Origin of the sequence: Mycobacterium heidelbergense (assembly GCF_050205645.1) — a bacterium.
GTDB classification, from domain to species: Bacteria; Actinomycetota; Actinomycetes; order Mycobacteriales; family Mycobacteriaceae; genus Mycobacterium; species Mycobacterium heidelbergense_A.
In genome coordinates this window covers 102,536-128,307 of sequence record NZ_JBNMQT010000005.1, presented here as the reverse complement: position 1 = coordinate 128,307, position 25,772 = coordinate 102,536, and the positions used below count along the sequence as shown (strand labels likewise).

Sequence of the window (25,772 nt, the reverse complement as noted above, 5' to 3'; positions counted from 1 at the left end):
CGTGTGATTCCGAAACTCCCGCCTCGGGTACACGTGGCATCGTGGAATTGATGAACGACGCAAGAGACGCTGTCGAACACCATCCCGCCGGGGGCAGTCACGTCGAAGGGGGTGTCGTCGAGCATCCGAGCGCCGACGATTTCGGCGACGCCGCTGTACTGCCCGCCGATCCGACCTGGTTCAAGCATGCCGTCTTCTACGAGGTGTTGGTCCGGGCGTTCTTCGACGCCAGCGCCGACGGCTGCGGCGATCTGCGTGGGCTGATCGACCGGCTGGACTATCTGCACTGGCTCGGGATCGACTGCATCTGGCTGCCGCCGTTCTACGACTCCCCACTGCGCGACGGCGGCTATGACATCCGGGACTTCTACAAGGTGCTCCCCGAATTCGGCACCGTCGACGATTTCGTCGCGCTGCTCGACGCCGCTCACCAGCGCGGCATCCGCGTCATCACCGACCTGGTGATGAACCACACCTCCGAGTCGCATCCGTGGTTTCAGGAGTCGCGCCGCGATCCCGACGGGCCGTACGGCGACTATTACGTCTGGAGCGACACCAGCGAGAAGTACACGGACGCCCGGATCATCTTCGTCGACACCGAAGAGTCGAACTGGACGTTCGACCCGGTGCGTCGCCAGTTCTACTGGCACCGGTTCTTCTCCCACCAGCCGGACCTGAACTACGAGAACCCCGCCGTGCAGGAAGCGATGATCGACGTCATTCGCTTCTGGCTCGACCTCGGTATCGACGGGTTTCGGCTGGACGCGGTGCCCTACCTCTTCGAGCGCGAGGGCACCAATTGCGAGAACCTGCCCGAGACGCACGCGTTCCTCAAGCGCGTCCGCAAGGTCGTCGACGACGAGTTTCCCGGCCGGGTATTGCTTGCCGAGGCCAACCAATGGCCGGCCGATGTCGTGGAGTATTTCGGCGACCCCAGCACCGGCGGCGACGAGTGCCACATGGCATTTCACTTCCCGCTGATGCCGCGCATTTTCATGGCCGTCCGCCGGGAATCCCGGTTTCCGATCTCGGAGATCCTGGCGCAGACGCCCGAGATCCCGGACATGGCCCAGTGGGGGATCTTCCTGCGTAACCACGACGAGTTGACGCTGGAAATGGTGACCGACGAAGAACGTGACTACATGTATTCCGAGTACGCCAAGGATCCGCGGATGAAGGCGAATGTCGGAATTCGTCGCCGCCTCGCGCCCCTACTGGACAACGACCGCAACCAGATCGAGCTGTTCACCGCGCTGCTGCTGTCGCTGCCCGGCTCGCCCGTCCTCTACTACGGCGACGAGATCGGCATGGGCGACGTGATCTGGCTGGGGGATCGCGACGGGGTGCGCACCCCGATGCAGTGGACACCGGACCGCAACGCCGGTTTCTCCACGGCGAATCCCGGTCGGCTCTACCTGCCGCCGAGCCAGGACTCGGTCTATGGCTACCAGGCCGTCAACGTGGAGGCCCAACGCGACACGTCGACGTCGCTGCTCAACTTCACCCGCACGATGCTGGCGGTCCGCCGCCGCCACGACGCCTTCGCGATCGGCACGTTCGAGGAATTGGGCGGGTCGAACCCGTCGGTCCTGGCATTCGTGCGCCAAGCGGGGGACGACGGCAACACCGTGCTGTGCGTCAACAACCTGTCGCGGTTTCCGCAGCCCATCGAACTGAGCCTGCAGCACTGGAGCGGCCACACGCCCATCGAGCTGACCGGGCAGGTGGAGTTTCCGCGCATCGGCCACTTGCCCTATCTGCTGACACTGCCGGGACATGGTTTCTACTGGTTCCAGCTGTCCCCTTCCGAGGAGAACGCATGAGACGCGCCGGTGACGTTGCGGTGGGGGTACCCCCAGCCGCGCAGCGGCGAGGGGGACGAAGCGATGAGGAGGAACGGCGCAAATGAGTCTGCCAGCCAAGCTGCCTTGGTCTGAGTGGCTGCCACAGCAGCGTTGGTATGCCGGCCGCAACCGGGAACTTCTCGCCGCGGAGGCGGGCTTGGTCGTCCCGCTGCGGGAGGATCTCGATCTGGTGCTGGTCGACGCGGACTACGCCGACGGTTCCACGGAGCGTTACCAGGTGATCGTGGGGTGGGACTTTGCGCCGCTCTCCGAGTACAGCACGGTCGCCACGATCGGCGCCGCCGACGACCGCACCGGATTTGACGCCCTCTACGACGCCGACGCGCCGCAATTTCTGCTGTCGTTGATCGACTCGTCGGCCGCGCGCGCCTCGTCGGGGGCCGAGCTGAGGTTCGTCAAGGAACCCGACGTCGAACTCCCGCTGGAGGCCATGCCCCACGTCTCGGATGCCGAGCAGAGCAACACCAGCGTGATCTTCGACCGGGACGCGATCTTCAAGGTTTTCCGTCGGGTCAGCAGCGGCATCAACCCCGACATCGAACTGAACCGGGTACTGGGCCGGGCCGGCAACCCGCACGTGGCCAGGTTGCTGGGCACCTACGAGATCGACGCGCCGGACGTGTTCGGCGACGAGACGTGCCCACTGGGCATGGTCACCGAGTTCGCGTCCAATGCGGCCGAAGGTTGGGCGATGGCCACCGCCAGCGTGCGTGACCTGTTCGCGGAGGCCGATTTGTATGCCTACGAAGTCGGCGGCGATTTCGCGGGCGAGTCCAACCGGCTCGGCGAAGCCGTCGCGTCCGTGCACGCCGCCCTGGCCGAGTGTCTCGGGACGGCGCAGGTGACTTTCCCGCTGGACAACGTCTTGGCGCGGCTGTCGTCGACCGTGGCACTCGTTCCCGAACTGCGGGAGTACGCCCCGACGATCGAAGAGCGATTCGGCAAGCTCGCCGACGAGGCGATCACCGTGCAGCGGATACACGGCGACCTGCATCTGGGACAGGTGCTGCGCACCCCGGAGAGCTGGCTGCTGATCGACTTCGAGGGTGAGCCCGGTCAGCCGCTGGACGAGCGGCGGGCGCCCGATTCCCCCTTGCGCGACGTGGCCGGGGTCTTGCGCTCGTTCGAGTACGCGGCTTACGGGCCACTGGTGGACCAGGGCGACGACAAGCAGCTGGCCGCCCGCGCCCGCGAATGGGTCGAGCGCAACCGCACCGCGTTCTGCGATGGCTACGCTGCCGCGTCGGGCATCGATCCACGGGATTCGGCCTTGCTGCTGGCCGCCTACGAACTCGACAAGGCGGTCTACGAGGCCGGCTACGAGGCGCGGCATCGACCCGGCTGGCTGCCGATCCCGCTGCGGTCCATCGCGCGGCTCACCGCTGCCTAGCGCCCGCTCGGCCGCCCGCGGTCTGCAAGCATGTCCGTGTGGCGAATGAGATTTTCGACAGTGAGGCGCGGTTGTCGTGGGTGCTGGCCGGGCTGGCCGGTGTGTTGGGGGCGACGGCGTTCACCCATTCCGCCGGCTATTTCGTGACGTTCATGACCGGGAACGCCCAACGTGCCGTGTTGGGGTACTTCCGCGACGACGTGGTGTTGTCCATTACCGCCGCGCTGCTGATGCTGTGCTTCGTGGCGGGCGTGGTGGTGGCGTCGGTGTTTAGGCGGCATTTCTGGGTGGCGCATCCGCACGGTCCGACGGTGCTGACGACCATCAGTCTGCTGGCCGCCACGGTGGTGGACATCATCGACGAGGGATGGAAAGACAATCCTCTTGATTTCGCGCCAATCATGCTGGTGGTCTTCGGTATTGGCGCCTTGAACACGTCGTTCGTCAAGGATGGCGAGGTGTCGGTTCCGTTGAGTTATGTGACCGGCACGCTGGTCAAGATGGGCCAGGGCATCGAACGCCACATCGCCGGGGGGAGCGCATCGGACTGGCTCGGCTACTTCCTGCTTTTCGCGAGCTTCGTCGCGGGCGCGACCGCGGGCGGGGCTGTCAGCCTGATCGTCAACGGCACCTTGATGCTGGTGGTCGCCTCGGTCGTGTGCGCGTTGACCACCGGATACACCTATTTTCACCAGGATCGCCGGGCTCTGCTGGACGAGTCGGGGCAGTGAAAAGCATCGGCAGCAGCGCTGACCGGGGCGCTGCTGCCGATGCTGATTAGGGGGCGTCAGGCGTCTCTTAAGCGGCGTTGTTGCCGCTGTTGAGCACCTGAATGATGTCGGGCTTCATCGCGACCAACTGGGCGTTCCAGTAGGGCCACGAGTGTGTCCCGTTGGCCGGGAAGTTGAACACGCCGTTGCGTCCACCCGCGGCCACGTAGTTGTTCTGGAAGGTTTCGTTGGTGCGCAGCGTCAGGCCCTCCAGGAACTTCGCCGGCATGTTGTCGCCACCGAGATCGCTGGGTGTGCCGTTGCCGCAGTACATCCAGATCCGGGTGTTGTTGGCGACCAGCCGCGGAATCTGAAGCATCGGGTCGTTGCGCTTCCACGCCGGATCGGAGGACGGACCCCACATGCTGTTGGCGTTGTAGCCGCCCGAGTCGGTCATCGCCAAGCCGATCAGCGTCGGCCACCAACCCTCGGACGGGTTGACGAAGCCCGACAGCGACGCGGCGTACGGGAACTGCTGCGGGTAGTACGCGGCCAGGATCAGCGAAGAGCCACCCGACATCGACAGACCCACCACCGCGTTGCCGAACGGCGAAACCTGCTTGTTCGCCTGCAGCCAGCTGGGCATCTCCTGGGTCAGGAACGTTTCCCACTTGTAGGTGTAGTTCTGACCGTTGCCCTGCGACGGCTGATACCAGTTGCTGTAGAAGCTGGACTGGCCGCCGACGGGCATGATCACCGACAGGCCGGACTGGTAGAACTCCTCGAAAGCCGGCGTGTTGATGTCCCAGCCGTTGTAGTCGTCCTGGGCCCGCAGCCCGTCGAGCAGGTAGACCGCGTGCGGTCCGCCGCCCTGGAACTGAACCTTGATATTGCGGCCCATCGACGGCGACGGCACCTGCAGATATTCCACTGGAAGACCCGGCTTGGAGAATGCCCCCGCGGTCGCCGAGCCGCCGACAGCACCGACCAGACCGCTCAACAGGGCGGCCCCGATGGCCGCGACAGCCAGCCGGCGCGGCATGGTTGCCGCTGCGCCACGCAACTTCTCAACGAACTTCATAGCTCCTACCCATCCTTCATCTGCCGCGAGCAGCGGTCGAATCCGTTCTCGGGGAGTGAAACACAGGGATAGCGCGCAAATCGGCTGTCACGGCCGGAGTTTGAAGTCGCGGTTAGGCAACGATTGGGCGTCGGCCTGAAATCGTCACGGCCGGATCACAATTGGCTATCGGAAGCGCCCCGCTGCCTTCACATGAGATGGCAACTGCGCTATCGCTTTCCGCTAGGCAACGAGGCGGCGTGACAGTGTCGAGGCCGTCGCAATTCCGATGACAGCAGCCACCGCCAACACGACGATGTCCAACGGATTCAGTGGCGTGCCGATCAAGAAGGCCCGCAGGGCGTCGACCTCGTAGCTCAATGGGTTGACCACGCTCAGCGCGTGCAACCACCCGGGCATCACGTCGACCGGGTACAGCGCATTGGAGGCGAAGAACAAGGGCATCGTGATGGCCTGACCGATGCCCATCAGCCGATCGCGACTGCGAACCAGTCCCGCCAGCGTCATCGACAGGCAGGCGAAGAACGCGGCACCGAGCATGACGATGGCCATCGCCGCGAGCACGCGCAGCGGATTCATGGTCAGCCCGATGCCCATCACATACGCCAGCGCCAGCACGCCGACGACCTGTGCGACCGATCGCACCCCGGCCGCGAACGCCTTTCCGGTGATGAGCGCGGACGCGGGCGACGGCGTCACCATGAGTTTGGCGAGCACGCCGGCGTCGCGGTCCCAGATGATCTGGATGCCGTAGAAGATCGAGATGAACAGCGCCGACTGGGCGATGATGCCGGGCGCCAGGAAGGCCAGATACGAGACCGACCCGGTGTTGATGACGTGCAACTTGCTGAACGTGGTACCGAAGATCAGCAGCCACAGCGCCGGTTGGATCATGCGGGTGACGAGTTCCGTCCGGTCGTGCTGCAGCTTTTGCATTTCCACGATGGCGAAGGCCCCGATGCGCCCCGCTGTCGCACGGACGCGTTGCCATCCGCGCGGCGCGCGAATTACGACCGCCGGGTCTTTGAAGGCTTGGTCAACTGGCACGGCTGGCAACCCTTCTGCTGGACCGGATTTCGCGGAAATCGGACGGGGCCGGCGAATCCAGGTCAGAGGCCGCGTAGTGCCGGAACACATCCTCGAGCGTCGCACCGGGCGACACCTTGGATACCCGGGCCTTCAAGTCGGCGGGCGTACCCACCGCGCGCAACACGCCGCGATGCATTAGCGCGACGCGATCGCACAACGCATCGGCCTCTTCCATGTAATGGGTGGTGAGCAATACGGTCATGCCGAACCGGGCCTGCATGTTCTGCACCTGCGTCCACACGCCGTCACGTGCGATCGGGTCCAGTCCGACCGTCGGCTCGTCGAGTACCAGCAGCGACGGGCGGTTGACCAGCGCCTGGGCCACCTCCAGCCGGCGCACCATGCCGCCGGAGTAGGTTCCCGCCAGCCGGTCGGCCACGTCGAGCAGTTCCATGGCGGCCAGCGCCTGTTCGACGCGCTCGGCGCGATCGGCGCGGGAAACGCCGTACAACCGGGCGAACCACTCCACGTTCTGGCGACCCGTCAAGGCCGGCTCGATCGAAAGCTGTTGTGGCACATAGCCGATATTGCTTCGGATATCGGTGGTCTGGCGGCGGGAGTCCAGTCCGAAAACGCGCAATTCACCCTGCTGGATGGGGGTCAGCGTGGTGAGCATTCGGACCAGGGTGGTCTTTCCCGCGCCGTTGGGACCCAGCAGGCCCATCGTCTCGCCCGGGCGCACTTGCAATGTCAGGTCGTCGACCGCGGTGAACTGGCCGTAGCGGTAGGTCAGGTGCCGGCAGTCGATCGCCATCGGCAGGCTCATGAGCTTCGCTCCTGCAATAGTCGGGTCATCGTGTCCAGGACCTCCAATCCCTTTGTCAGAGATTCGATTTGGTCGTCGTCCAGTTCGCCGAGCACCTCGGACATCAGCGCGCGCCGCGCGGCGCGCGATGCGTCGACGACCTGCTGGGTGGGCTCGGCGAGCCGTAGCTGGCAGGCGCGCCGGTCTGTCTCGTCCACGGTCCGGATCAGCCACCCGTTCGCCACCAGCTTGGAGACCAGGGTTGACGCGGTGTTGGGTACCAACCCGAGCTCCGCGGCGGCGCGGCGCACCGAGATCCCCGGTCGCCGCCCGACGAGCCACAACAGCTCCGACTGCGACTCGGTGAGCCGCCCGGAATCCAGGCCGCGGCCGGCCGATCGGCGGAGCTGCCGGCGGAGTCGTCCGACCACGCCGAACACCTCGGTGACCAAGTCGGTGCGCGTCTGCATAGCATCCATAATAGCTCTGTTTGCGAGCTAAATATGTGTGCGAGCTGTGCGGGAGTTAGACGTCGGCTACTTTTCGAGGCGATGGAGATCGACGCGGGTGAGCACCCCATTCTCGACGCTCGCGGTCATGTAAGTGCAGAATGGTTGCCGTCGCCGATCGGTGGGGGAACCGGGATTGAGCAGCCGTAACCCCGTTTGTGTCGTCGTATCCCACGGGATGTGACTGTGCCCGAACACCAGCACATCGCTGTCCGGATAGAGCCCCGACATGCGCGCCTCCCGTCCCGCCGCGGCACCCGTTTCGTGAACCACGGTGAGGTGCAGGCCGTCCAGCATCGAGTCGGCCCGTTCGGGCAACCGCGCGCGCAACGCGGGCCCGTCGTTGTTGCCCCAGCACGCCACCAGCCGGGCGGCCCTGCCTTCCAGCTCGTCGAGCAGCTCGGGCACCACCCAATCGCCCGCGTGCACGACGACATCCGCGGCGGCGACCTCGTCCCACACCCGCGCGGGCAGGTCGCGAGCCCGTCGCGGGACGTGGGTATCGGCGATCAGCAGCAGCCTCACGAGTTCTATGCTTACCCGCGAGCAGAGGAGAACACCGAATGCGCACCTTCGAGTCAGTCGCCGACCTCGCCGCCGCGGCGGGCGAGACGATCGGGCAGAGCGACTGGGTGACCATCACCCAGAACGACGTCAATCTGTTTGCCGACGCGACCGGCGATCACCAATGGATCCACGTCGACCCGGAGAAAGCGGCCGCGGGCCCGTTCGGCGGCACCATCGCCCACGGCTTCATGACCCTGTCGCTGTTGCCGCGCCTGCAGCACCAGATGTACACGGTCAACGGCATCAAGCTCGCGATCAACTACGGCCTCAACAAGGTTCGCTTCCCCGCGCCGGTACCGGTCGGGTCGCGCGTGCGCGCCCAGAGCTCACTGGTCAGTGTCGACGACCTCGGCAACGGCGCCGTGCAGGCGATCGTGTCGACCACCGTCGAGATCGACGGAGCGCCGAAGCCGGCGTGCGTGGCCGAAAGCATCGTCCGCTACATCTCCTGACGCCGCGGCGCAGGCAGCCGACGCGCCGTCAGCCGCGAAACATAAACTGCTGCGAAGTTTCTTGGCGTGTCGTCGCAAAGGTTTATGTGTCGCGGATGGGGTAGGGCGCGCCGTCAGAACTCGGCGATTGAGTGTTCCAGGCGCTCGGCCAGCCGGGCCTGGGCCTCCGCGCGCCGGGTGGGGATGTGCTGCGACGGGAAAGGCGTTGTCACGGGCTGATATTCGCGCAACGTCCGGCGGGCTACCGTCATCTTGTGCAATTCGGTGGCGCCGTCGGCGATGCCCAGCGATTCGGCGGCCACCATCATCTTGACGAACGGCATCTCGTCGGAGACGCCGAGCGCGCCGTGCAGGTGCAGCGCGCGCTGCGCGACGTCGTGGAGCACCTGGGGCATGGCGACCTTCACCGCGGCGATGTCGCGGCGCACCTTCTGATAGTCGTGATGCTTGTCGATCAACCACGCGGTGCGTAGCACCAGCAGCCGGAACTGCTCGATCTGAATCCAGCTGTCGGCGATCTTCTCCTGCGTCATCTGGAAGTCGGACAGATGGCCATTCCTGGTCTTGCGTGACACCGCACGCTCGCACATCATATCAAAAGCCTTGCGTGCCAACGCGATTGTGCGCATAGCATGGTGGATTCGGCCGCCGCCGAGGCGGGTTTGCGCGATCATGAACGCCGATCCCTCGCCGCCCAACACATGATCGGCCGGTACCCGGACGTCGTTGTAACGGACGTAGCCATGCGAACCGTGCTTCGACTCGCCTCCCACCCCGACGTTGCGGATGATCTCGATGCCGGGCGTCTCGCCCGGAACGATGAACAGCGACATCTTGTCGTAGGTGCGGGCGTCGGGCTTGGTGACGGCCATGACGATGAAGAACGACGCATGCTTGGCGTTGGAGGAGAACCACTTCTCGCCGTTGATAACCCAGTCGTCACCGTCGCGGGTTGCACTCGTCACGAACATCCCGGGATCGGAGCCGCCCTGCGGCTCGGTCATCGAGTAGCAGGAAGAGATCTCGCCATCGAGCAGTGGCTGCAGATAGCGCGCCTTCTGCTCGTCGGTGCCGAACAGCGCGAGGATCTCGGCGTTGCCGGAATCCGGCGCTTGGCAGCCGAATACGGACGGTGCCCAACGGGAGCGCCCGAGGATTTCGTTGAGCAGCGCGAGCTTGACCTGGCCGAAGCCCTGACCGCCGAGCTCGGGTCCCAGATGCGCGGCCCACAGTCCCTGGTCCTTCACCTGCTTCTGTAACGGTCGCAGGATGGCCATCGTCTCGGCGTTCTGTTTGTCGTAAGGATCAAGCGCGACCAGATCGAGCGGTTCCAGCTCGTCGACCATGAATTTTTCGACCCAGTCCAGCTTCGCCTGGTACTCGGGGTCCGTTTCGAAGTCCCACACCGTGGCCAACCGTTCTCCAGCGCAGCTTCGCGCCGGCCTCGTCGATCAAGCCATCGTAGATGCGCCCGCGCAGCTACCTCGACGCGGCGCTGCTAACCACTAGTGCAGCTTGGGTAGCACGTTGGTGCGGTAGAAGTGAATCGCTGCGACGGGGTCGTCCTGAGGGAAGTGCAAAAACGGGACGGCACCGGCGTCGAGCACCGCTTGCACCGCGTTGACGTGGGTGGCGGGGTCGGTGCCGACCGTCCAGTTGGCGAGCACCTTGTCGATCGGGTTCGATTCGGCGGCGCGCTGGATCTCGACGGGATTGGGCTGGTCGACGGCCCCGGCGGTGAACCGCCACAGGCCGGCGGCGCGCGCGGCTTCGGTGCCGTCGCCGACGACGGCGAACATTTCGGCACGCTTACCCAGGCCGGCGGGATCGCGGCCCGCGGCTTTCGCGCCGGCGGCGAATGCGGCGAGCAGCTTCGGGTTGGTCACGTCGTGGGCCTGGGTGATCCATCCGTCGCCGTACTGGCCGGCCAGTGTCGCGCTTTTGGGCCCGCCGGCCGCCACGAAGATCGGTGGCGGCGTTTCGGGAACGTCATAGAGCTTCAACGAGTTCGTCTGAAAATAGCGGCCGGCGAAGGAAATTCGTGAACCGCTCCATAGCTGGCGGATCAATCCGATGGCCTCGACCAACCGGTCGTGGCGCTCGGTGTATTTGCCGAACGCGTTGGTGGTGGCCTGTTCGTTGAGCCGCTCACCGGTGCCCACGCCCAAGAACACCCGTCCCGGATTGAGGATCGCCAGCGAGGCGAACGCCTGCGCCACCGACGCCGGGTGATAGCGATAGGTGGGGCAGGTCACGCCGGTGCCGAAGGAAACGCGGCTGGTGTTGCTACCGACCAACGCCAGCGTCAGCCACGGGAACATCGAATGGCCCTCGTTGTCCTGCCAGGGCTGGATGTGGTCGCTGGCCCACACGTAACCGAAACCCGCCTCTTCGGCCGCTCGGGCTTGTGCCACCAGCCGATCGGTGCGGAATTGCTCGTGCGAGAGAACGAATCCCACACCCTTGCCCGCCGGCGCCGGCGCCGGCGCGGTGGGCGTCGAGCGGTCGTTCCCGGGTTTGCCGCAAGCGCCCGACAATCCGGCCGTTGCGAGCACGCCGGCACCCGCGGCCATCCGGCCGAGTGTCCGCCGTGAGATCCCAGTCATCGGGCCGGAATACCCGTCGCGCTGCGGACGACACTCGCTAGCCTGACCTGTGTGAGTCCACAGGCGCGCCCGGCGCGGAAAGACGATCTCGGCGCGCTGGCGCGCACGTTGGCCCGCGCGTTCTACGACGATCCGGTGATGGTCTGGCTCCTTCCCGACGAGAAAGCCCGGATCGCGCAGTTGCGCCGGTTGTTCACGACGATGACCCGGCACCACCATCTGGGCCTCGGCGGCGTGGAGCTGGCCTGCGACGGGCCGGGGGTCGGTGCGGCGGCGCTGTGGGATCCGCCGAATCACTGGCAGGAAACGCGCTGGGGGCAGCTGGCGATGACGCCGACGTTCATCCGCGTGTTCGGTCCGCGTTCGATGCGGGGACGCGCGGTGCAGGAACTGATGAAGCGCGTCCACCCCGAGGAGCCGCATTGGTATCTGGCCGTGATCGGTAGCGATCCGTCGGTGCGGGGCCAGGGCTTCGGTCAGGTCCTGATGCGGTCGCGGCTCGACCGCTGCGACGCCGAGTACTGCCCTGCGTACCTCGAGTCGACGAAACGCGAAAACGTGCCGTATTACGAGCGTTTCGGCTTCACGGTCACCCGCGAAATCGTGCTGCCCGACGGCGGCCCGACGATGTGGGCGATGTGGCGGGCGCCGCGGTAGCGGCAGGGGATCAGGGGCTGCTGCGCCAGCCGGCGATGCCGATCGTGATCAGCCGCAGTTGTTTGACCGCAAGGCGGCGCACGTCTTCCAGGGCCTCGGTGCTCTGGGCGTCCTCGATCGCCTCGGCGATGACGATCATCGCGTTGACGAACAGCGTCGCCAGCACGTTGAGATCCTCGGTGCTCCACTCGTGCAGGCCGGGGAATCGTGCCAGGTCGGTTGCCAGCTCGGAGGTGATCAGGCGCAACTCGGTGCGGATCGCATAGCGCAGCACGGTGACTCCGCCCGAGCGCTCGCGATAGATGAACCGCCAGTGCTCGCGGCGTTCGGTGATGCTGGCGACGACGATCTCGACCGACGACTCGATCACGCGGGTGGGGTCGAGCTTGCCCGCCCGCGCCCCGCGCAGCGTGTCCCGAAGCGTGCGAAACGACTCGTCGATCAGCACCAGCCCAAGCGCCTCCATCGACTCGAAATGCCGATAGAACGCGGCGGGCACGATCCCGACCTCCCGCGTCACCTCACGCAGGCTCAGGCTGGAAAAGCTGCGGTCCTGCAGCAGCTTGAGGGCCGCGGCGATGATGGCACGCCGGGTCGCCTCCTTGCGCTCGCCGCGCGAGGGGCTTTCGCGTGAGCTCTCGCGGCCGGACTTACGCGACCGTGAGCCAGGAGTACGACTGTTCACTATTGTGAACCCTACCACATACGGGTAGAAACCCTTGACTAGCTGGGGCAGGCGGGCGCACGGTGTACATATGTTCACTCAAACCGCTCAGACCTCCGGTCGGCGCTTTGTCAAAGCTTTCCAGAAGCGAGTCCTGGGTTCCGACCTGGTCGACCTGCTCACGGGTCCCCACGGAGTCGACCGCTACACCGAGCTGGTGGAGCCGACCTGGACGTCGGGAGACGGCCGCGCCAAAGTCGTCGACGTCCGCCGGACCACTCCGCGCAGCGTCACCCTCACCCTCGCACCGAACGAAGCCTTCGCGTCCGCCCACACCGTCACGGCGGGTCAGTACGTCAACGTCACAGTGGACATCGACGGCCGGCGGCACACCCGCTGCTATTCGCCCGCCAACGCCGAAGGCAGCTCGTACCTGGAGCTGACGATCGGTCACCACGACGGCGGGCTGGTCTCGACCTACCTGTATGAGCGCGCCCGTCGCGGCATGGTGGTCGGCCTGGCAGGCGTCGGCGGAGACTTCGTGTTGCCGGCGCAGCGACCGCGGCGCATCCTGTTCGTCTCCGGCGGCAGCGGCATCACGCCCGTCATGGCGATGCTGCGGACGCTGATCGCCGAGCGTCATTCGCACAATCCCGGCGCCGAGATCGCGTTCATCCACTACGCGCGCAGCGCCGCCGAGGCCTGCTACCGCGAGGAACTTGTCGCCCATAACGGCCTGCCCGGCGTGCGGGTGCTGCACGGGTACACCCGCGCCGACGGCGGCGATTTGGCCGGCCGCTTCGGGCGTGAGCACCTGGACGCCGCGATGCCGTCGCCGGATGCGGTATTCGTCTGCGGGCCAGCGGCATTGGTCGAGGCGGTCCGCGAGCACTGCGACAACGTGTACACCGAAAGCTTCGTGCCGCCGGCCTTCGAGCCGTCGGCGAACCCATCCGGCGGCCGAGTCACGTTCGCGGACAGCGGCATTGACGTCGTCGACGACGGCCGCTCGCTGCTGGAGCAGGCCGAATCAGCCGGCCTGACCCCCGAGAACGGCTGCCGCATGGGAATCTGCCACACCTGCACCCGGCGCAAGACGGCCGGCACGGTGCGCAACCTGGTCACCGGCGCCGTCTCGACCTGCCCCGACGAGGACGTCCAGATCTGCGTGTCCGTCCCCGTCGGCGACGTCGACCTATCCCTCTAGGAGGAAAGTCATGACACCCAACAAGATCACCCTGACCGCCGAACGGGCCGACGCCTTCGGCCGCGAACTCGACGCCATCAAGGAACGCGTGATGGCAGACCTCGGCGAGAAGGACGCCGACTACATCCGCCGCGTCATCAAAGCCCAGCGCGCGCTGGAGGTCGGCGGACGCGCCCTGTTGTTCCTGCCCCCGGCCTGGCTGGTGGGCACCGCGATGCTGGGCGTCGCGAAAATCCTGGACAACATGGAGATCGGGCACAACATCATGCACGGCCAGTACGACTGGATGCGTGACCCGACGATCTCCGGGCGCTCCTTCGAATGGGACACCGCCTGCCCGGCCGACCAGTGGCGGCACTCGCACAACTACATGCACCACACCCACACCAACATCGTGGGGATGGACCGCGACATCGGATACGGCATCCTGCGGATGAGCGAAGACCAGCGCTGGACGCCGTACTTCTTAGGCAACCCGGTCTACGCGTTCCTGCTGATGGTGTTGTTCCAGTACGGCGTCGCGCTGCACGAGCTGGAAACCGAGCGCATCCGCTCCGGCGAGATCAGCCTGGACGACAAGCGCGACGTCCTTCGGGCCATCTGGAAGAAGACGCGCCGACAGTCGCTCAAGGACTACGTCGCCTTCCCGCTGCTGGCCGGTCCGTTCGCGCCGTTCGTGTTCGCCGGCAACCTGACGGCCAACCTGATGCGCAACGTGTGGTCCTACATGATCATCTTCTGCGGCCACTTCCCGGACGGCACACAGGAATTCACCGTCGAGGAGACCAAGGACGAGTCCCGCGGCATGTGGTACTTCCGCCAGGTGCTCGGCTCGGCGAACCTGACCGGGGGCAGGCTCTTCCATCTGCTGTCCGGCAACCTGTCGCACCAGATCGAGCACCACTTGTTCCCGGACATGCCGGCCCGCCGGTACGCCGAGATCGCACCCGAGGTGCAGGAGATCTGCGCGCGCTACGGCATTCCGTACAACAAGGGCCCGCTACTGCGCCAGTTCGGCACCGTCGTCCGCAAAATCGTCAAGCTGGCCTTCCCGGACTCGGTGAAATTCCCGGCGCTGCGCGCGGGGCAACGCGAGCCGGCCGAAGAGGTGCCCACCGCCGCGTAGAGCGGCGCTAGCTGACTTCCGTGGGTGCGTCCGCCGCCTTTACGAGTTTCACCTCGGGCCGTGCCGGCACGCCGTCGGCAAGGAACCACCGGAAGGCGAGGTTGCCGCGCGGATAGCCCAGTGCGGTCAGTGAATTCGGGTGGGCCGTGATCCCGCGGGACAAGACGATGGTCACCGAGCCGTCGCTGTTGAGCGCGGCGCTGTGGCCGTTGATGGAGCAGCGGGCATCCGATGCACCGAACGTGGCCATGAACTGATTCCACACCACCAGATTCCAGAACCTGCACGACGGAGGTCGGTGCGTGATGACCAGGGCTTCGTCGTCGTCGAGCACGAAGCTGCCGTAGGAATAGCACGCGTCGCGCGCCGACCAGCCGAAGTTGGCGTCGGGCACCTGATACGGAGCGGCGAATTCGTTTGCGGCGTGCGCGGTCTCGTGCCCGAGTCCGTGCTCGTCGTCGACCCGTGTGCCGACGGCCAGTGGCACGATGGCGAACATCATGCGCAACCAGGCCGCCGTCGCCCGCAGCCGGGCGGCGGTTTCGGCGTCACCGTGCCGTATCGGCTCCGGCTCGTCGAGGGCCTCGATCTGCCAGGCCACCGGGCGCCCGGTCAGCGGGTCGGCTTGGTAGTCACGGGTCATCAGCACGGCCGCATCCGGCGTCGCGGGGAATTCGAAGCTGAAGTTGCCCTGCGCGTCGACGTCGAGGTCGGTGTCGCGGACGATCGCCACGACCCGGTCCGACCATGCCCCGGGCGACGGTTCGTTGTACGCCGTCACCGAGAAGTACACGCTGTCACCCTTGTTGCCGCTGATCCGGTAGCGCCGGTTCGGATCGACCGGGCACAGGAAGTAGTAGGCGTCGGTGTTGTCGCCGCCCCACCGACGATCGCGGCGGAACGGGGTGTTGACCGCGACGAACTGCGGGTGGCCGGGCTCGGGGAACAGGTACGTATCGAACGCCACGCCCAAGGTGGTCGCGAGCATGCGGTAGCCGTCGGCGACGTGCCGGTCGTCGGTGACCGCGCGATCGCCCTCGAGGAAGGTGCGGTCGAGCTCGCCGATGGTCGTCACCAGCTCGCGCCATGCGGCGGTCGATTCGTGTTCGGTCATGCACGGATTCCTTTCAGCAGCAACGTGGTTGTGCGTTCGACCCACGCGTCATCGAGTTCGGCGCCGCGGGTGAGCAAGCCCAGTAGCGTGATGCCGGCGATGGCCTCCGCCAGTTCGGCCGCCGTGACGTCGGCTCGGACCTCGCCGGCGGCCGCGGCGGCCTCGAGCCGCTCGGCGAGACCTCCGCCGATGATGCCGGCGAACCGCTCCAACAGCACCGAATGCAACGTCGGATCCGCCGCCATTTCGCCGACCAGCCCGGGCAGGGCCGCCCTGGCGGCCGGTGTGGTCAGGACGGCCATCGACCGGCGCACCATTTCTCGCAGGTCCTCGGGCAGCGAACCGGTGTCGGGAATCTCTGTTGCGGCGCTTATCGGGAACACCGCCTCGTGCACCAGATGCGCCTTGCTCGGCCAGCGCCGGTAGATCGCGGGCTTGCTGGTGCCGGCCCGCTCGGCGATGGCGGACACCAACAGGCCGGGATAGCCGTTCTCGGCGAGGAGTTCGATCGTGGCGCGCAGCACCGCGCCGTCGATACGTGGGTCACGGGGGCGACCGAGGTCTACTACCATTACGAAACTCAGAGTAACATAAGTCGCCGTGACCAAAGCCGCGATGAACGTCCGCCTCGACGACCTGGCCCAGCCCCGGTTCAGCACCGAGGCGCAGCAGATCCTCGACATGATGGCCGCGATGGCCCCGCAATGCCCGCTTGACGCCGACGCGCTGCATGCGCGGGCCAGCTCCGACACCGGCCTGGACGATTTCGGCGCCGCCGATTACCGCGAACGGCTCGACGTTTACCTCGGCGCGCTACGGGACATCGACGGGCTGCACGGGGGAGGGGTCGTCAACTTCTATGGGCAGCTACTGCAATTGCTCAAGAACCGGCTGCTGCTGACCGACCTGGTGGGCCGTCATCCGGAGATCGACGACATCGAGCTGCGAGCGCCGGTGGTGATCGCCGGCCTGCCGCGCACCGGCACCACCCACTTGCACAATCTGCTGGCTGCGCCGCCGACCTTCCGCACGATGCCGTATTGGGAGAGCGTCGAGCCGTTCCCGCTGCCCGCGGAAGCCGGCCGGAACCCAGAAGATCCGGATCCGCGGCGGGCGCGGATGGACGTCGCGGTCAGCGTGATCAACACCGTGATGCCGCATTTCGCGCTCATGCACGAGATGACCACCGACCATGTCCACGAGGAGATCCAGCTCCTGGCCAACGACTTCTCGACGATGCTCTTCGAGACGCTCGGCGACGTGCCCCGGTGGCGCGACTACTACCAGGCCCACGACCAGACGCCGCACTACGAGTACCTCGCGCGGCAACTCAAAGCGATGCAGTTCCTGCGCGGCGGCCGGCGTTGGCTGCTGAAGTCGCCCCAGCATCTCGAGCAGGTGCCGGTGCTGAACCGTGTCTTCCCCGACAGCATCGTCGTGTTCACACATCGCGACCCGGTGCCGGTGGCGTTGTCGATGATCGCGATGATCACCTACTCCGCCCGCATGCACCGCTCCCCGGTGCCGGTGCAGCGGATCGCGAGCTCCTGGATCGACCGTCTGGAGGACATGCTCGGCGCGCTCATCCGCGACCGCGACACCATCGGTGCGGACCGCTCGATCGACATCCGTTTCGACGACTTCATGGCCGACGAACTCGGCGTCGCCGAACGGGTCTACGCGCTGGCCGGCGAACCGTTCACCGAGGAAGCGCGCGCGGCGATCGGGGCCTACCTGTCGGGCCACCAGCGCGGCCGGCTGGGCAACGTCGAGACGTCGTGCGAGATGTTCGGCCTGAGCCAGGACGATCTGCGGGCGCGCTTCGCGCCGTACGTCGAGCGTTTTCTGATATAGGGCGTCCGCTACCTTCGGAGCATGGTCACCATGCCCGCACTGGACGGCTCTGTCACTTTGGAACACAGGTACGTGGACCTGGGCGACGGAGTCACCATCCACGTCGCCGATGCCGGTCCGGCGGATGGGCCGGCGGTCATGCTCGTCCACGGCTTCCCGGAGAACTGGTGGGAGTGGCACGAGATGATCGGGCCGCTGGCCGCCGACGGCTACCGGGTGCTGTGTCCCGACCTGCGTGGCTCGGGCTGGAGTTCGGCGCCGCGCACCAGTTACCTCAAGAGCGAGATGGCCGACGACCTCGCCGGCGTCCTGGATCGGTTGGGCGTCGCCACGGTGAAGCTCGTCGCCCATGATTGGGGCGGGCCGGTCGCGTTCATCATGATGCTGCGCCATCCGGAAAAGGTGACCGGCTTTTTCGGAGTGAACACCTTGGCGCCCTGGGTGAAGCGCGGTCCGTCGACGGTCCGCAACATCTGGCGGCTCTGGTATCAGATCCCGATTTCGCTGCCGGTCATCGGTCCGCGGATCATCAGCAACCCCGACTCCCGCTTTGTGCGGCTGCTGGGTTCCTGGGTTGGCGGTGGTTTCGCGTTGCCCGACGAAAACATCCGGATGTACATCGAGTGCATGCGACAGCCCGGGCACGCCGAGGCGGGCTCGCGCTGGTACCGCTCATTCCAGACCAAGGAGATGCTGCGCTGGATGCGTGGCGAGTACGACCTCAAGGATGGGGCCCGGGTCAACGTTCCCGTTCGATGGCTGACGGGCACCAAAGACCCGGTGATCACCGCCGATCTGACCGACGGATACGCCGAGCGCATAACCGATTTCGAGGTGGAGCTGGTCGACGACGCCGGGCACTGGATCGTCGAACAGCGACCCGAGCTGGTGCTCGACCGGATACGCGCGTTCCTTCGCCTCTAATTGCAAACTGCGGCAGGGCTTTTCGGGGTTACTCGACGCCGATCGTGACTTCGGTGGACTTGATGAACACGGTCGCCGGCTGCCCCACCGCGAGGCCGAGGTCGGTCGCGGCGTCCTTGGTGACCGAGGACGTGACGACCTGATCGCCTCCGTCTAGCTTGACCTTCACGATCGCCATCACGCTGCCGAGTTCGACCTCCGTGATGGTCCCTTTGAGTTGATTTCGGGTAGATAGGCGCATCGCCCGAGCCTAGTGCCGCGGCCCGAGCAGGGCTATGGAGGCATCGACGGCGGGTTCGACGATCTCACGGACCGCCCTGCCGTCCTCGACGGCCAGCGCCGTCAGTTCGCGCAGACCGCCCAGCAGGATCACGGCCAGCGGCGCGGTCAACGGCGGCAGGTCGGCCCGCCGGAAGCCGGGGCTGGCGCTGAGGTCGATCAGCAGGCCGGACAGCAACTGCAGGCCACGGCGCTGGACGGGGCGGGCGACGGCGCCCAACGACGGGAGTTCGCGAATCCAGCTCAACGTGATCGCCGGCCGCGACTCGATGCGTTCGACGTAGGCCTCGACGGCCTGGCGAATTTGCCGATGCCAATCCGCTTCGGGATCGACTGCCGCGGCGATACTTTCGCCGAGTTCCTCGATGTCCGCGCTCAACAACTCCAGGAAGCATTGTTCCTTGCCGGCGAAGTGGTCGTAGAACGTGCGCTTGGACGTGCGCGCGTGGCGAACGATGTCGGCGACCGTGGTGGTGCGGTAGCCGCGTTCGCCGATCGAGGTGGCGAGGCCGTCGAGCAAGCGTGACCGAAACGGGTCCGGCTCGGCGGGTGCATCGCCGCGTACGGCATCGAGAGCCGCTGATGTCACGGCCGACCCCTTTCGGCGAGTACGGCACCTTGTCAGGTTTGGTACTCCAGAGTACCGTACAGGGAAAGATCTGCGGTACACCGCGGTACCACCCCGCCCCGGGGCAGATGTTGGGAGCACGCATTGAGCGAATTAGTCACCGTCCCACCGGTTTCCCAGGCAGTGAAGTTGCCCCCGGCCGCCCGGATCCCGAAGCCGCTCTGCGGTCTCTTCTTCGCGACGTCGCGGCGGGGGATGATCAAACTCCTGGCGCGCCGCTACGGCAACGTCTTCGCGATCAACCTTCCGATGTTCGGCCGCGTCGTGGTGGTCGGTGAGCCGGACCTGGCCAAGCAGATCTTCACCACCAGCCCCGACGAGCTCGGCAATATCCAGCCCAACCTGAGCCGGATGTTCGGGAGCGGCTCGGTGTTCGCGCTCGACCGCGACGATCACCGCCGCCGGCGGCGGCTGCTGGCGCCGCCTTTTCACGGCAAGAGCATGAAGAACTACGAGGCGATCATCGAAGAGGAGACGCTGCGCGAGAGTGCGGGTTGGCCGCAGGGCGAGCCCTTCGCCACGATGCCGTCGACGATGCGCATCACGCTCAACGCCATCCTGCGCGCGGTCTTCGGGGCCGACGGGGCCGAACTGGACGAGCTGCGCCGGATCATCCCGCCGTGGGTCACCCTGGGATCGCGCTTAGCCGCACTGCCGAAGCCCAAGCGGACCTATGGCCGATTCAGCCCGTGGGGCCGGCTAGCCGAATGGCGGCGCCAGTACGACATCGTCATCGACAAGCTGATCGCGGCCGAAAAGTCGGATCCGAACTTCGAAGAGCGCACGGACGTCCTCGCGCTGATGCTGCGCAGCACCTACGACGATGGTTCGGTCATGTCGCGCAAGGACATTGGCGACGAGCTGCTCACCCTGCTGGCCGCCGGGCACGAGACCACCGCCGCCACGCTCGGCTGGGCGTTCGAGCGGATCACCCGGCACCCGGACCTGCTGGCGGCCCTGGTCGAGGAGGCCGACAACGGCGGCAGCGAGCTACGCCAGGCGACGATTCTGGAAGTCCAACGGGCCAGGACAGTGATCGACTTCGCCGCTCGCCGGGTCTACCCACCGACTTACCAACTCGGCGAATGGACCATTCCCCGCGGGTATTCGATGATCGTCAGCATTGCACAGATACACGAGAACCCGAGCGTCTTCCCCGACCCCGAGCGCTTCGATCCGCAGCGCTACATCGGGACCAAGCCGTCCTCGTTCGCGTGGATTCCCTTCGGCGGTGGGGCCAGGCGGTGTGTGGGTGCCGCGTTCGCCAACATGGAGATGGACGTGGTGCTTCGAACGGTGTTGCGTCACTTCACTATCGAGACCAACCCGGCGCCGGGAGAGCGGTGGCACTGCCGCGGTGTCGCCTACACCCCGAAGGACGGCGGACGCATCGTGGTGCGCAGGCGCTGAGCGTTCAGCGGTTCGCGTCGGCGCGGCGCGGCAGCTTCCAGCCCGGGCGAATGTAGTGACAGGTGTATCCGCCGGGGTAGCGCTGTAGGTAGTCCTGGTGCTCGGGCTCGGCTTCCCAGAAATCCCCGGCCGGGCTGACCTCCGTCACGACCTTGCCGGGCCATAGGCCGGACGCCTCGACGTCGGCGATGGTGTCCAGCGCGACGCGCTTCTGCTCGTCGTCGGTGTAGAAGATCGCCGACCGGTAGCTGGGGCCCCTGTCGTTGCCCTGCCGGTCTTTCGTTGTCGGATCGTGGATTTGGAAGAAGAACTCCAGCAGCGCGCGGTAGTCGGTGACCGCCGGGTCGTAGACGATCTCCACGGCCTCGGCGTGCGTGCCGTGGTTGCGGTAGGTCGCGTTGGGGGTGTCGCCGCCGCTGTAGCCGACCCGCGTCGAGATCACGCCGGGCTGTTTGCGGATCAGGTCTTGCATTCCCCAAAAGCAGCCGCCGGCCAGAACCGCTTTTCGGGGCTCTTTTTGGGAATCGCTCATTGCATGCCTTCCTGATCGGCCACAACTCCGGTCTGATCCCAGCCCAGGCTACACTCCGCCGATGACCCGCAACGGCGCGAAGAGGCCCGCGTGAGCACGCCCGCGTTCTCCCGCAGCGAACTGTCCGACGCCTTCCAGAAGTTCGAGGAGACGGTGGCCCGGGCCGCCGAAACTCGGGACTGGGACGCCTGGGTGCAGCAGTACACACCCGACGTCGAATACATCGAGCACGCGGCGGGCACCATGCACGGCCGCGACGCGGTGCGTGAGTGGATCAAGCAAACGATGACGACCTTTCCCGGAAGCCACATGGTGGCGTTCCCGACGTTGTGGTCGGTCATCGACGAGCCCACCGGCCGGGTCATCCTCGAACTGGACAACCCGATGCGCGATCCGGGCGATGGCAGCGTCATCAGCGCGACGAACATCACGATCATCACCTACGCCGGCGACGGCCTTTGGTGCCGTGAAGAAGACATCTACAACCCGCTGCGCTTCCTGCGGGCGGGGATGAAGTGGTGCCGCAAGGCGCAGGCCCTGGGCACTCTCGACGAAGACGCCGAACGTTGGATGCATCAGTACGGAGGAGCGGAATGAACGCACCCAAGTTGGTCATCGGCGCCAACGGCTTTCTGGGTTCACACGTAGCCCGTCAGCTCGTCGCCGGCGGCGCCGAGGTTCGAGCGATGGTGCGCCCGACCGCCAATACCCGTGCCATCGATGACCTTGCACTGACCCGCTTTCAGGGCGACGTGTTCGACACCGCCACCCTGCGCGAGGCGATGGACGGGGTCGACGACGTGTACTACTGCGTGGTCGATACCCGCGCGTGGTTGCGTGACCCCGCGCCGCTGTTCCGCACCAACGTCGAGGGCCTGCGCAACGTGCTCGATGTCGCCGTCAAGGAACCCGCCCTGCGCCGGTTCATCTTCACCAGCACCTACGCGACGGTGGGCCGTCGCCACGGGCACGTGGCGACCGAAGAAGACGTGATCGACCCCCGCGGGCTGACTCCCTATGTGCAATCCCGGGTTCAGGCCGAAGATCTGGTGATGCGCTACGTGGCCGAGGCCGGCCTGCCTGCCGTCGCCATGTGTGTCTCGACCACTTACGGCAGCGGGGACTGGGGAGGCACCCCGCACGGCGCCTTCATCGCCGGCGCGGTGTTCGGCAAGCTGCCCTTTCTGATGAACGGCATCCAGCTGGAGGTCGTCGGCGTCGATGACGCCGCCAGGGCAATGATCCTGGCCGCCGAGCGCGGCCGCGTCGGCGAGCGATACCTGGTGTCCGAGCGGATGTTCGCGCTGAACGATGTCGTGCGGATCGCGGCCGATGAGGCCGGGGTGCCGCCGCAGCGCGCGATCTCGGTGCCGGTCCTCTATGCCCTGGCCGCAATGGGCACCCTCAGGGCCCGGCTGACCGGCAAGGACTCCGAACTCAGCCTCAGGTCGGTGCGCATGATGCGCGCCGAAGCCGACGTCGACAGCGGCAAGGCGAAGCGCGAGCTCGGCTGGCAGCCGCGTCCGGTCGAGGAATCCATTCGCGAGGCGGCCCGGTTCTGGTCGGAGTTGCGCGACGCCAAAGACAAGAGCACGACTACCGGGTGAACACCACGCCGACGAGCGTTCAGCACGCGCGCGTTCGCTGGTTGCCTGACTAACGTCGGGCGACGTGACTCCTGAAAAGACCCGCGTCGCCCTCACCGGCGCGCCGCAGACCATGTTGGCGACGTTGTACGCCAAAGCGCTCGACGCCGACCTACCCCGTCCGATTCTGGGCGATCGATACGCCAAGAAGGTCGTCGAGCGCATCGACTACGACTGGACGAAGACCTCCATTACCGCGCGCCGGTCGGCGTCGGTAACCACCCGCACGGCGCACTTCGACGCCTGGGCGCGGCAATTTCTGGGTGCGCACCCCGAGGCCGTCGTGCTGCACCTGGGCTGCGGGCTGGACAGCAGGTTCTTCCGGCTGCAGCCGGGCCCGGGCGTGGAGTGGTACGAGGTCGACTACCCGGACGTGGCCCGGCTATGGGCACAGCTTTATCCCGCCGGCGACCATCACCACGTCGTCGCCGCCGCGGTCACCGATCCGGCCTGGCTGTCCCGCATTCCCGACGACCGGCCGACCTTGATCCTCGGCGAGGGCCTCACCATGTACCTCACCGAAGAGGACGGAATCGCATTACTCCGACGAGTGGTCGACCGCTTCCCCTCCGGGGAATTGCAGTTCGACGCGTTTAACCGACTGGGCATCAAGTCACAGTGGAGCAACGCGGTGGTGCGGCGCTCCGGGTCGACACTGCACTGGGGAATCGACGGGCCCGACGACATCCTTGAAGCGGTGCCCGGGGTGCGGCTGCTGGCGTGGGAGCGATGGTTCGAGTCGGACACCTTCAACCAGCTGCCGGGCGCCTACCGCGCCCTGGGCAAGTTCATGTCGCTGGTTCCGGCGGTGGCCAACATGGCCCAATACCACCGCTACGCATTCGGGCCCGTCTGATCGGGAAGTCTTGAGCACCGGCTGGTGTTGCATCCCTTATCCGTGTCCGTAGGAGGTATCAACCATGGCCCACAAGCAAGTCCTGGAACCGAACGCCGGGCATCCGATCACGATCGAGCCGACCAACCGGCGGGTGCAGGTTCGTGTCAATGGCGAGCTGGTCGCGGACACCACCGCGGCACTGGAATTGCGCGAGGCGACTTTGCCTGCGGTGCAATACATTCCGCTGAGCGACGTGGTCTCCGACCGGCTTACCCGCACCGACACCAGCACCTACTGCCCGTTCAAAGGCGATGCCAGCTACTACAGCGTGACCACCTCGGCCGGCGACACCGTCGAGGATGTGATCTGGACGTACGAGCAGCCCTATCCGGCGGTCGCGGCGATCGCCGGGCACGTCGCCTTCTACCCCAACAAGGCCGACATCAGCGTCGTGGATCAGTAGCGCTCAATCGGTGAACACGGCGGCCGACTTGGTGTCGCTGTATTCGCGCATCGACACGATCTGCCCGTCGCGGGTCTCGAAGATGCAAATGAACGGGGTGTCGTATTCGATGCCGTCCCTCGATGTCCCCGAGACTTGCGCCTCGACGACGACCGTTTCACCTTCCGTGATGCAGCGGCGCAGATCGATGTTGATCTCGCAGATTTCTCTGCGTCGCTCGTTCGCCTTCCGGAACGTCTCCTTGTCGAACGAGACGCGGGTGATGATGCTCCAGTAGGTGAAGTCGTCGCTGAGCAGGGCGAAACCCTCCTCCACATCGCCGCCCTCGCAGACGCTCTGCAGGAACATCCAGGCCAGTTCCGCTTGCGGGCCATCGAACGGCGTCATCACATCGCAATATTGTCTTGGAAGACGGTGAACGGTCAATCGCCGCGAGTCGTCGGCTGCAATCGGAGTGAGCTGGAGCTTTCGTGAAGAGTGCGCGCACGGTGACGTTCGCTGGGACCGTCAGCTTCGGGCACACGCTCGCGCCACTGCGCCGTGGCCCTCGGGATCCGTGCTTTCAGATGTCCGCTGACGGCGCGATCTGGCGAACCTCGCTACTGCCCAGCGGACCCGTCGCTGCGCGGATCAGCCGGGCGGCGCCCAATGCCGCCCATGGCGAGGCGTGGGGATCCGGTGCCGAGGAGTTCGCCGAGACGCTGCCCGCGCTGCTGGGCGCCGAGGACGACGTCTCGGGCTTCGCTCCGCGGGACCCGACGGTCGCCGCCGCGCACCGGCGGGTCCCACACCTGCGGCTGGGCCGCACCGGACGGGTGCTGGAAGCCCTGATCCCGGCGGTCATCGAGCAGCGGGTACCCGGCGCCGACGCGTTTCGGTCGTGGCGGGTACTGGTGTCCAAGTACGGGACGCCGGCGCCGGGGCCGGCGCCGGCCGGCATGCGGGTACCACCCTCTGCCGACGTGTGGCGCAACATCCCGTCGTGGGAATTCCACCGGGCCAATGTCGACCCGGGCCGGGCCCGCACGGTGGTGGGCTGCGCGCGACGTGCGGATTCGCTGGAACGGTTGCTCACTTGGCCGTCGGCGCAGGCACGTCAAGCGCTGACGTCGCTGCCCGGGGTCGGCGAGTGGACCGCTGCCGAGACGGCGCAGCGGGCGTTCGGAGATGCCGATGCCCTTTCGGTGGGCGACTATCACATCCCGAAGATGGTCGGCTGGACGCTGCTGGGCTACCCGATCGACGATGCGGTCATGCTCGAAGTGTTGGAGCCGATGCGGCCACACCGCCACCGCGTGGTTCGCCTGCTGGAGGCCAGCGGGCTGGCATACGAGCCGCGGCGCGGCGCGCGGCTGCCGGTGCAGCAAATTCATTCCCTCTGACCTGGCGGTGTTTTCGAGCCTGGTCATCGGGTAT

29 protein-coding genes and 1 pseudogene are annotated in these 25,772 nt (G+C 66.4%); 16 read left to right on the top strand and 14 right to left on the bottom strand.

The window, feature by feature from the left end; genetic code table 11:
- Positions 1–50 precede the first annotated feature (50 nt).
- The 4 genes and pseudogenes from treS to ACQI5H_RS07310 all read left to right on the top strand — a co-directional run bounded on the left by treS (position 51) and on the right by ACQI5H_RS07310 (position 3,986).
- Entirely contained in the window at positions 51–1,823 is a 1,773-nt protein-coding gene (treS, locus tag ACQI5H_RS07325) for a maltose alpha-D-glucosyltransferase (protein ID WP_427078729.1), read from the top strand.
- A 2-nt stretch (positions 1,824–1,825) separates the two neighbouring features.
- Positions 1,826–1,909: pseudogene (locus ACQI5H_RS07320) on the top strand (hypothetical protein); the annotation flags it as partial.
- Positions 1,906–3,255: a maltokinase N-terminal cap-like domain-containing protein gene (locus tag ACQI5H_RS07315; RefSeq protein WP_427078728.1), complete on the top strand. Its 1,350-nt coding sequence runs from the start codon at positions 1,906–1,908 to the stop codon at positions 3,253–3,255. The pseudogene ACQI5H_RS07320 and the gene ACQI5H_RS07315, both read left to right, overlap by 4 nt.
- Before the next feature lie 38 nt (positions 3,256–3,293).
- Positions 3,294–3,986 (top strand): YoaK family protein, encoded by a 693-nt coding sequence (locus ACQI5H_RS07310; RefSeq protein ID WP_427078727.1) that lies wholly within the window; start codon positions 3,294–3,296, stop codon positions 3,984–3,986.
- 67 nt (positions 3,987–4,053) lie between these two features.
- Here ACQI5H_RS07310 and ag85C read toward each other — a convergent pair whose 3' ends face one another.
- From ag85C to ACQI5H_RS07285, 5 genes are all read right to left on the bottom strand, one after another.
- Positions 4,054–5,046 carry a diacylglycerol acyltransferase/mycolyltransferase Ag85C gene (ag85C, locus tag ACQI5H_RS07305; protein WP_427078726.1) on the bottom strand — a complete coding sequence of 331 codons (993 nt, stop codon included), beginning with the start codon at positions 5,044–5,046 and terminating at the stop codon, positions 4,054–4,056.
- A gap of 222 nt (positions 5,047–5,268) precedes the next feature.
- Positions 5,269–6,093 carry an ABC transporter permease gene (locus ACQI5H_RS07300; RefSeq protein ID WP_427078725.1) on the bottom strand — a complete coding sequence of 275 codons (825 nt, stop codon included), beginning with the start codon at positions 6,091–6,093 and terminating at the stop codon, positions 5,269–5,271.
- A complete protein-coding gene (locus ACQI5H_RS07295; RefSeq protein WP_427078724.1) occupies positions 6,083–6,901 on the bottom strand; it encodes an ATP-binding cassette domain-containing protein in 819 nt (272 codons plus the stop codon). The genes ACQI5H_RS07300 and ACQI5H_RS07295 overlap by 11 nt, the downstream gene beginning before the upstream one ends.
- Entirely contained in the window at positions 6,898–7,359 is a 462-nt protein-coding gene (locus tag ACQI5H_RS07290) for a MarR family winged helix-turn-helix transcriptional regulator (protein WP_427078723.1), read from the bottom strand. The genes ACQI5H_RS07295 and ACQI5H_RS07290 overlap by 4 nt, the downstream gene beginning before the upstream one ends.
- A 57-nt stretch (positions 7,360–7,416) precedes the next feature.
- On the bottom strand, positions 7,417–7,914 hold the full coding sequence (locus ACQI5H_RS07285) for a metallophosphoesterase family protein (RefSeq protein WP_427078722.1): 498 nt from the start codon (positions 7,912–7,914) through the stop codon (positions 7,417–7,419).
- Between the two features lie 38 nt (positions 7,915–7,952).
- Here ACQI5H_RS07285 and ACQI5H_RS07280 point away from each other — a divergent pair, with 38 nt between their 5' ends.
- Positions 7,953–8,408 (top strand): MaoC family dehydratase, encoded by a 456-nt coding sequence (locus ACQI5H_RS07280; protein ID WP_427078721.1) that lies wholly within the window; start codon positions 7,953–7,955, stop codon positions 8,406–8,408.
- Positions 8,409–8,521: 113 nt separating this feature from the next.
- Here the strand turns inward: ACQI5H_RS07280 and ACQI5H_RS07275 are convergent, their stop codons facing one another.
- Positions 8,522–9,814 carry an acyl-CoA dehydrogenase family protein gene (locus tag ACQI5H_RS07275; RefSeq protein ID WP_427078720.1) on the bottom strand — a complete coding sequence of 431 codons (1,293 nt, stop codon included), beginning with the start codon at positions 9,812–9,814 and terminating at the stop codon, positions 8,522–8,524.
- A 99-nt stretch (positions 9,815–9,913) separates the two neighbouring features.
- Positions 9,914–11,014, bottom strand: coding sequence for a F420-dependent hydroxymycolic acid dehydrogenase (locus tag ACQI5H_RS07270; protein ID WP_427078719.1), 1,101 nt, complete (start codon positions 11,012–11,014; stop codon positions 9,914–9,916).
- Positions 11,015–11,065: 51 nt separating this feature from the next.
- Here ACQI5H_RS07270 and ACQI5H_RS07265 point away from each other — a divergent pair, with 51 nt between their 5' ends.
- Positions 11,066–11,671, top strand: a complete 606-nt coding sequence (locus ACQI5H_RS07265) for a GNAT family N-acetyltransferase (RefSeq protein ID WP_427078718.1) — start codon at positions 11,066–11,068, stop codon at positions 11,669–11,671.
- 10 nt (positions 11,672–11,681) lie between these two features.
- Here ACQI5H_RS07265 and ACQI5H_RS07260 read toward each other — a convergent pair whose 3' ends face one another.
- Positions 11,682–12,356 (bottom strand): TetR family transcriptional regulator, encoded by a 675-nt coding sequence (locus tag ACQI5H_RS07260; protein ID WP_427078717.1) that lies wholly within the window; start codon positions 12,354–12,356, stop codon positions 11,682–11,684.
- Between the two features lie 70 nt (positions 12,357–12,426).
- On the opposite strand from ACQI5H_RS07260, the gene ACQI5H_RS07255 reads away from it, so the two are divergent.
- Complete coding sequence (locus ACQI5H_RS07255; protein ID WP_427078716.1) at positions 12,427–13,542, top strand: flavin reductase family protein; 1,116 nt, start codon at positions 12,427–12,429, stop codon at positions 13,540–13,542.
- Between the two features lie 10 nt (positions 13,543–13,552).
- A complete protein-coding gene (locus ACQI5H_RS07250) occupies positions 13,553–14,668 on the top strand; it encodes a fatty acid desaturase family protein (RefSeq protein ID WP_427078715.1) in 1,116 nt (371 codons plus the stop codon).
- Positions 14,669–14,675: 7 nt separating this feature from the next.
- On the opposite strand, the gene ACQI5H_RS07245 is transcribed toward ACQI5H_RS07250, so the two are convergent.
- Positions 14,676–15,782: a DUF1214 domain-containing protein gene (locus tag ACQI5H_RS07245; protein ID WP_427078714.1), complete on the bottom strand. Its 1,107-nt coding sequence runs from the start codon at positions 15,780–15,782 to the stop codon at positions 14,676–14,678.
- Complete coding sequence (locus ACQI5H_RS07240; RefSeq protein ID WP_427078713.1) at positions 15,779–16,354, bottom strand: TetR/AcrR family transcriptional regulator; 576 nt, start codon at positions 16,352–16,354, stop codon at positions 15,779–15,781. The genes ACQI5H_RS07245 and ACQI5H_RS07240 overlap by 4 nt, the downstream gene beginning before the upstream one ends.
- 43 nt (positions 16,355–16,397) lie before the next feature.
- Here ACQI5H_RS07240 and ACQI5H_RS07235 point away from each other — a divergent pair, with 43 nt between their 5' ends.
- Positions 16,398–17,636, top strand: a complete 1,239-nt coding sequence (locus tag ACQI5H_RS07235) for a sulfotransferase family protein (protein WP_427078865.1) — start codon at positions 16,398–16,400, stop codon at positions 17,634–17,636.
- 21 nt (positions 17,637–17,657) lie between these two features.
- A complete protein-coding gene (locus ACQI5H_RS07230) occupies positions 17,658–18,560 on the top strand; it encodes an alpha/beta fold hydrolase (RefSeq protein ID WP_427078712.1) in 903 nt (300 codons plus the stop codon).
- Between the two features lie 28 nt (positions 18,561–18,588).
- Here ACQI5H_RS07230 and ACQI5H_RS07225 read toward each other — a convergent pair whose 3' ends face one another.
- A complete protein-coding gene (locus tag ACQI5H_RS07225; protein ID WP_427078711.1) occupies positions 18,589–18,801 on the bottom strand; it encodes a TOBE domain-containing protein in 213 nt (70 codons plus the stop codon).
- A 9-nt stretch (positions 18,802–18,810) separates the two neighbouring features.
- Positions 18,811–19,428: a TetR/AcrR family transcriptional regulator gene (locus tag ACQI5H_RS07220; RefSeq protein ID WP_427078710.1), complete on the bottom strand. Its 618-nt coding sequence runs from the start codon at positions 19,426–19,428 to the stop codon at positions 18,811–18,813.
- A 123-nt stretch (positions 19,429–19,551) separates the two neighbouring features.
- On the opposite strand from ACQI5H_RS07220, the gene ACQI5H_RS07215 reads away from it, so the two are divergent.
- Complete coding sequence (locus ACQI5H_RS07215) at positions 19,552–20,877, top strand: cytochrome P450 (RefSeq protein WP_427078709.1); 1,326 nt, start codon at positions 19,552–19,554, stop codon at positions 20,875–20,877.
- A 4-nt stretch (positions 20,878–20,881) separates the two neighbouring features.
- Here the strand turns inward: ACQI5H_RS07215 and msrA are convergent, their stop codons facing one another.
- Positions 20,882–21,409, bottom strand: a complete 528-nt coding sequence (msrA, locus tag ACQI5H_RS07210; RefSeq protein ID WP_427078708.1) for a peptide-methionine (S)-S-oxide reductase MsrA — start codon at positions 21,407–21,409, stop codon at positions 20,882–20,884.
- Between the two features lie 90 nt (positions 21,410–21,499).
- Here msrA and ACQI5H_RS07205 point away from each other — a divergent pair, with 90 nt between their 5' ends.
- From ACQI5H_RS07205 to ACQI5H_RS07190, 4 genes are all read left to right on the top strand, one after another.
- Positions 21,500–22,006: a nuclear transport factor 2 family protein gene (locus ACQI5H_RS07205; RefSeq protein WP_427078707.1), complete on the top strand. Its 507-nt coding sequence runs from the start codon at positions 21,500–21,502 to the stop codon at positions 22,004–22,006.
- On the top strand, positions 22,003–23,016 hold the full coding sequence (locus ACQI5H_RS07200; RefSeq protein WP_427078706.1) for an NAD-dependent epimerase/dehydratase family protein: 1,014 nt from the start codon (positions 22,003–22,005) through the stop codon (positions 23,014–23,016). Before ACQI5H_RS07205 ends, ACQI5H_RS07200 begins: the two co-directional genes overlap by 4 nt.
- A 112-nt stretch (positions 23,017–23,128) precedes the next feature.
- Positions 23,129–23,911: a class I SAM-dependent methyltransferase gene (locus tag ACQI5H_RS07195; RefSeq protein ID WP_427078864.1), complete on the top strand. Its 783-nt coding sequence runs from the start codon at positions 23,129–23,131 to the stop codon at positions 23,909–23,911.
- A 64-nt stretch (positions 23,912–23,975) separates the two neighbouring features.
- Positions 23,976–24,356 (top strand): DUF427 domain-containing protein, encoded by a 381-nt coding sequence (locus ACQI5H_RS07190; protein ID WP_427078705.1) that lies wholly within the window; start codon positions 23,976–23,978, stop codon positions 24,354–24,356.
- Between the two features lie 3 nt (positions 24,357–24,359).
- Here ACQI5H_RS07190 and ACQI5H_RS07185 read toward each other — a convergent pair whose 3' ends face one another.
- The gene (locus tag ACQI5H_RS07185) at positions 24,360–24,743 is read right to left on the bottom strand and encodes a nuclear transport factor 2 family protein (RefSeq protein ID WP_427078704.1); all 384 of its coding nucleotides are present in this window, start codon (positions 24,741–24,743) and stop codon (positions 24,360–24,362) included.
- Between the two features lie 83 nt (positions 24,744–24,826).
- On the opposite strand from ACQI5H_RS07185, the gene ACQI5H_RS07180 reads away from it, so the two are divergent.
- Complete coding sequence (locus ACQI5H_RS07180) at positions 24,827–25,738, top strand: DNA-3-methyladenine glycosylase family protein (RefSeq protein WP_427078703.1); 912 nt, start codon at positions 24,827–24,829, stop codon at positions 25,736–25,738.
- Positions 25,739–25,772 lie beyond the last annotated feature (34 nt).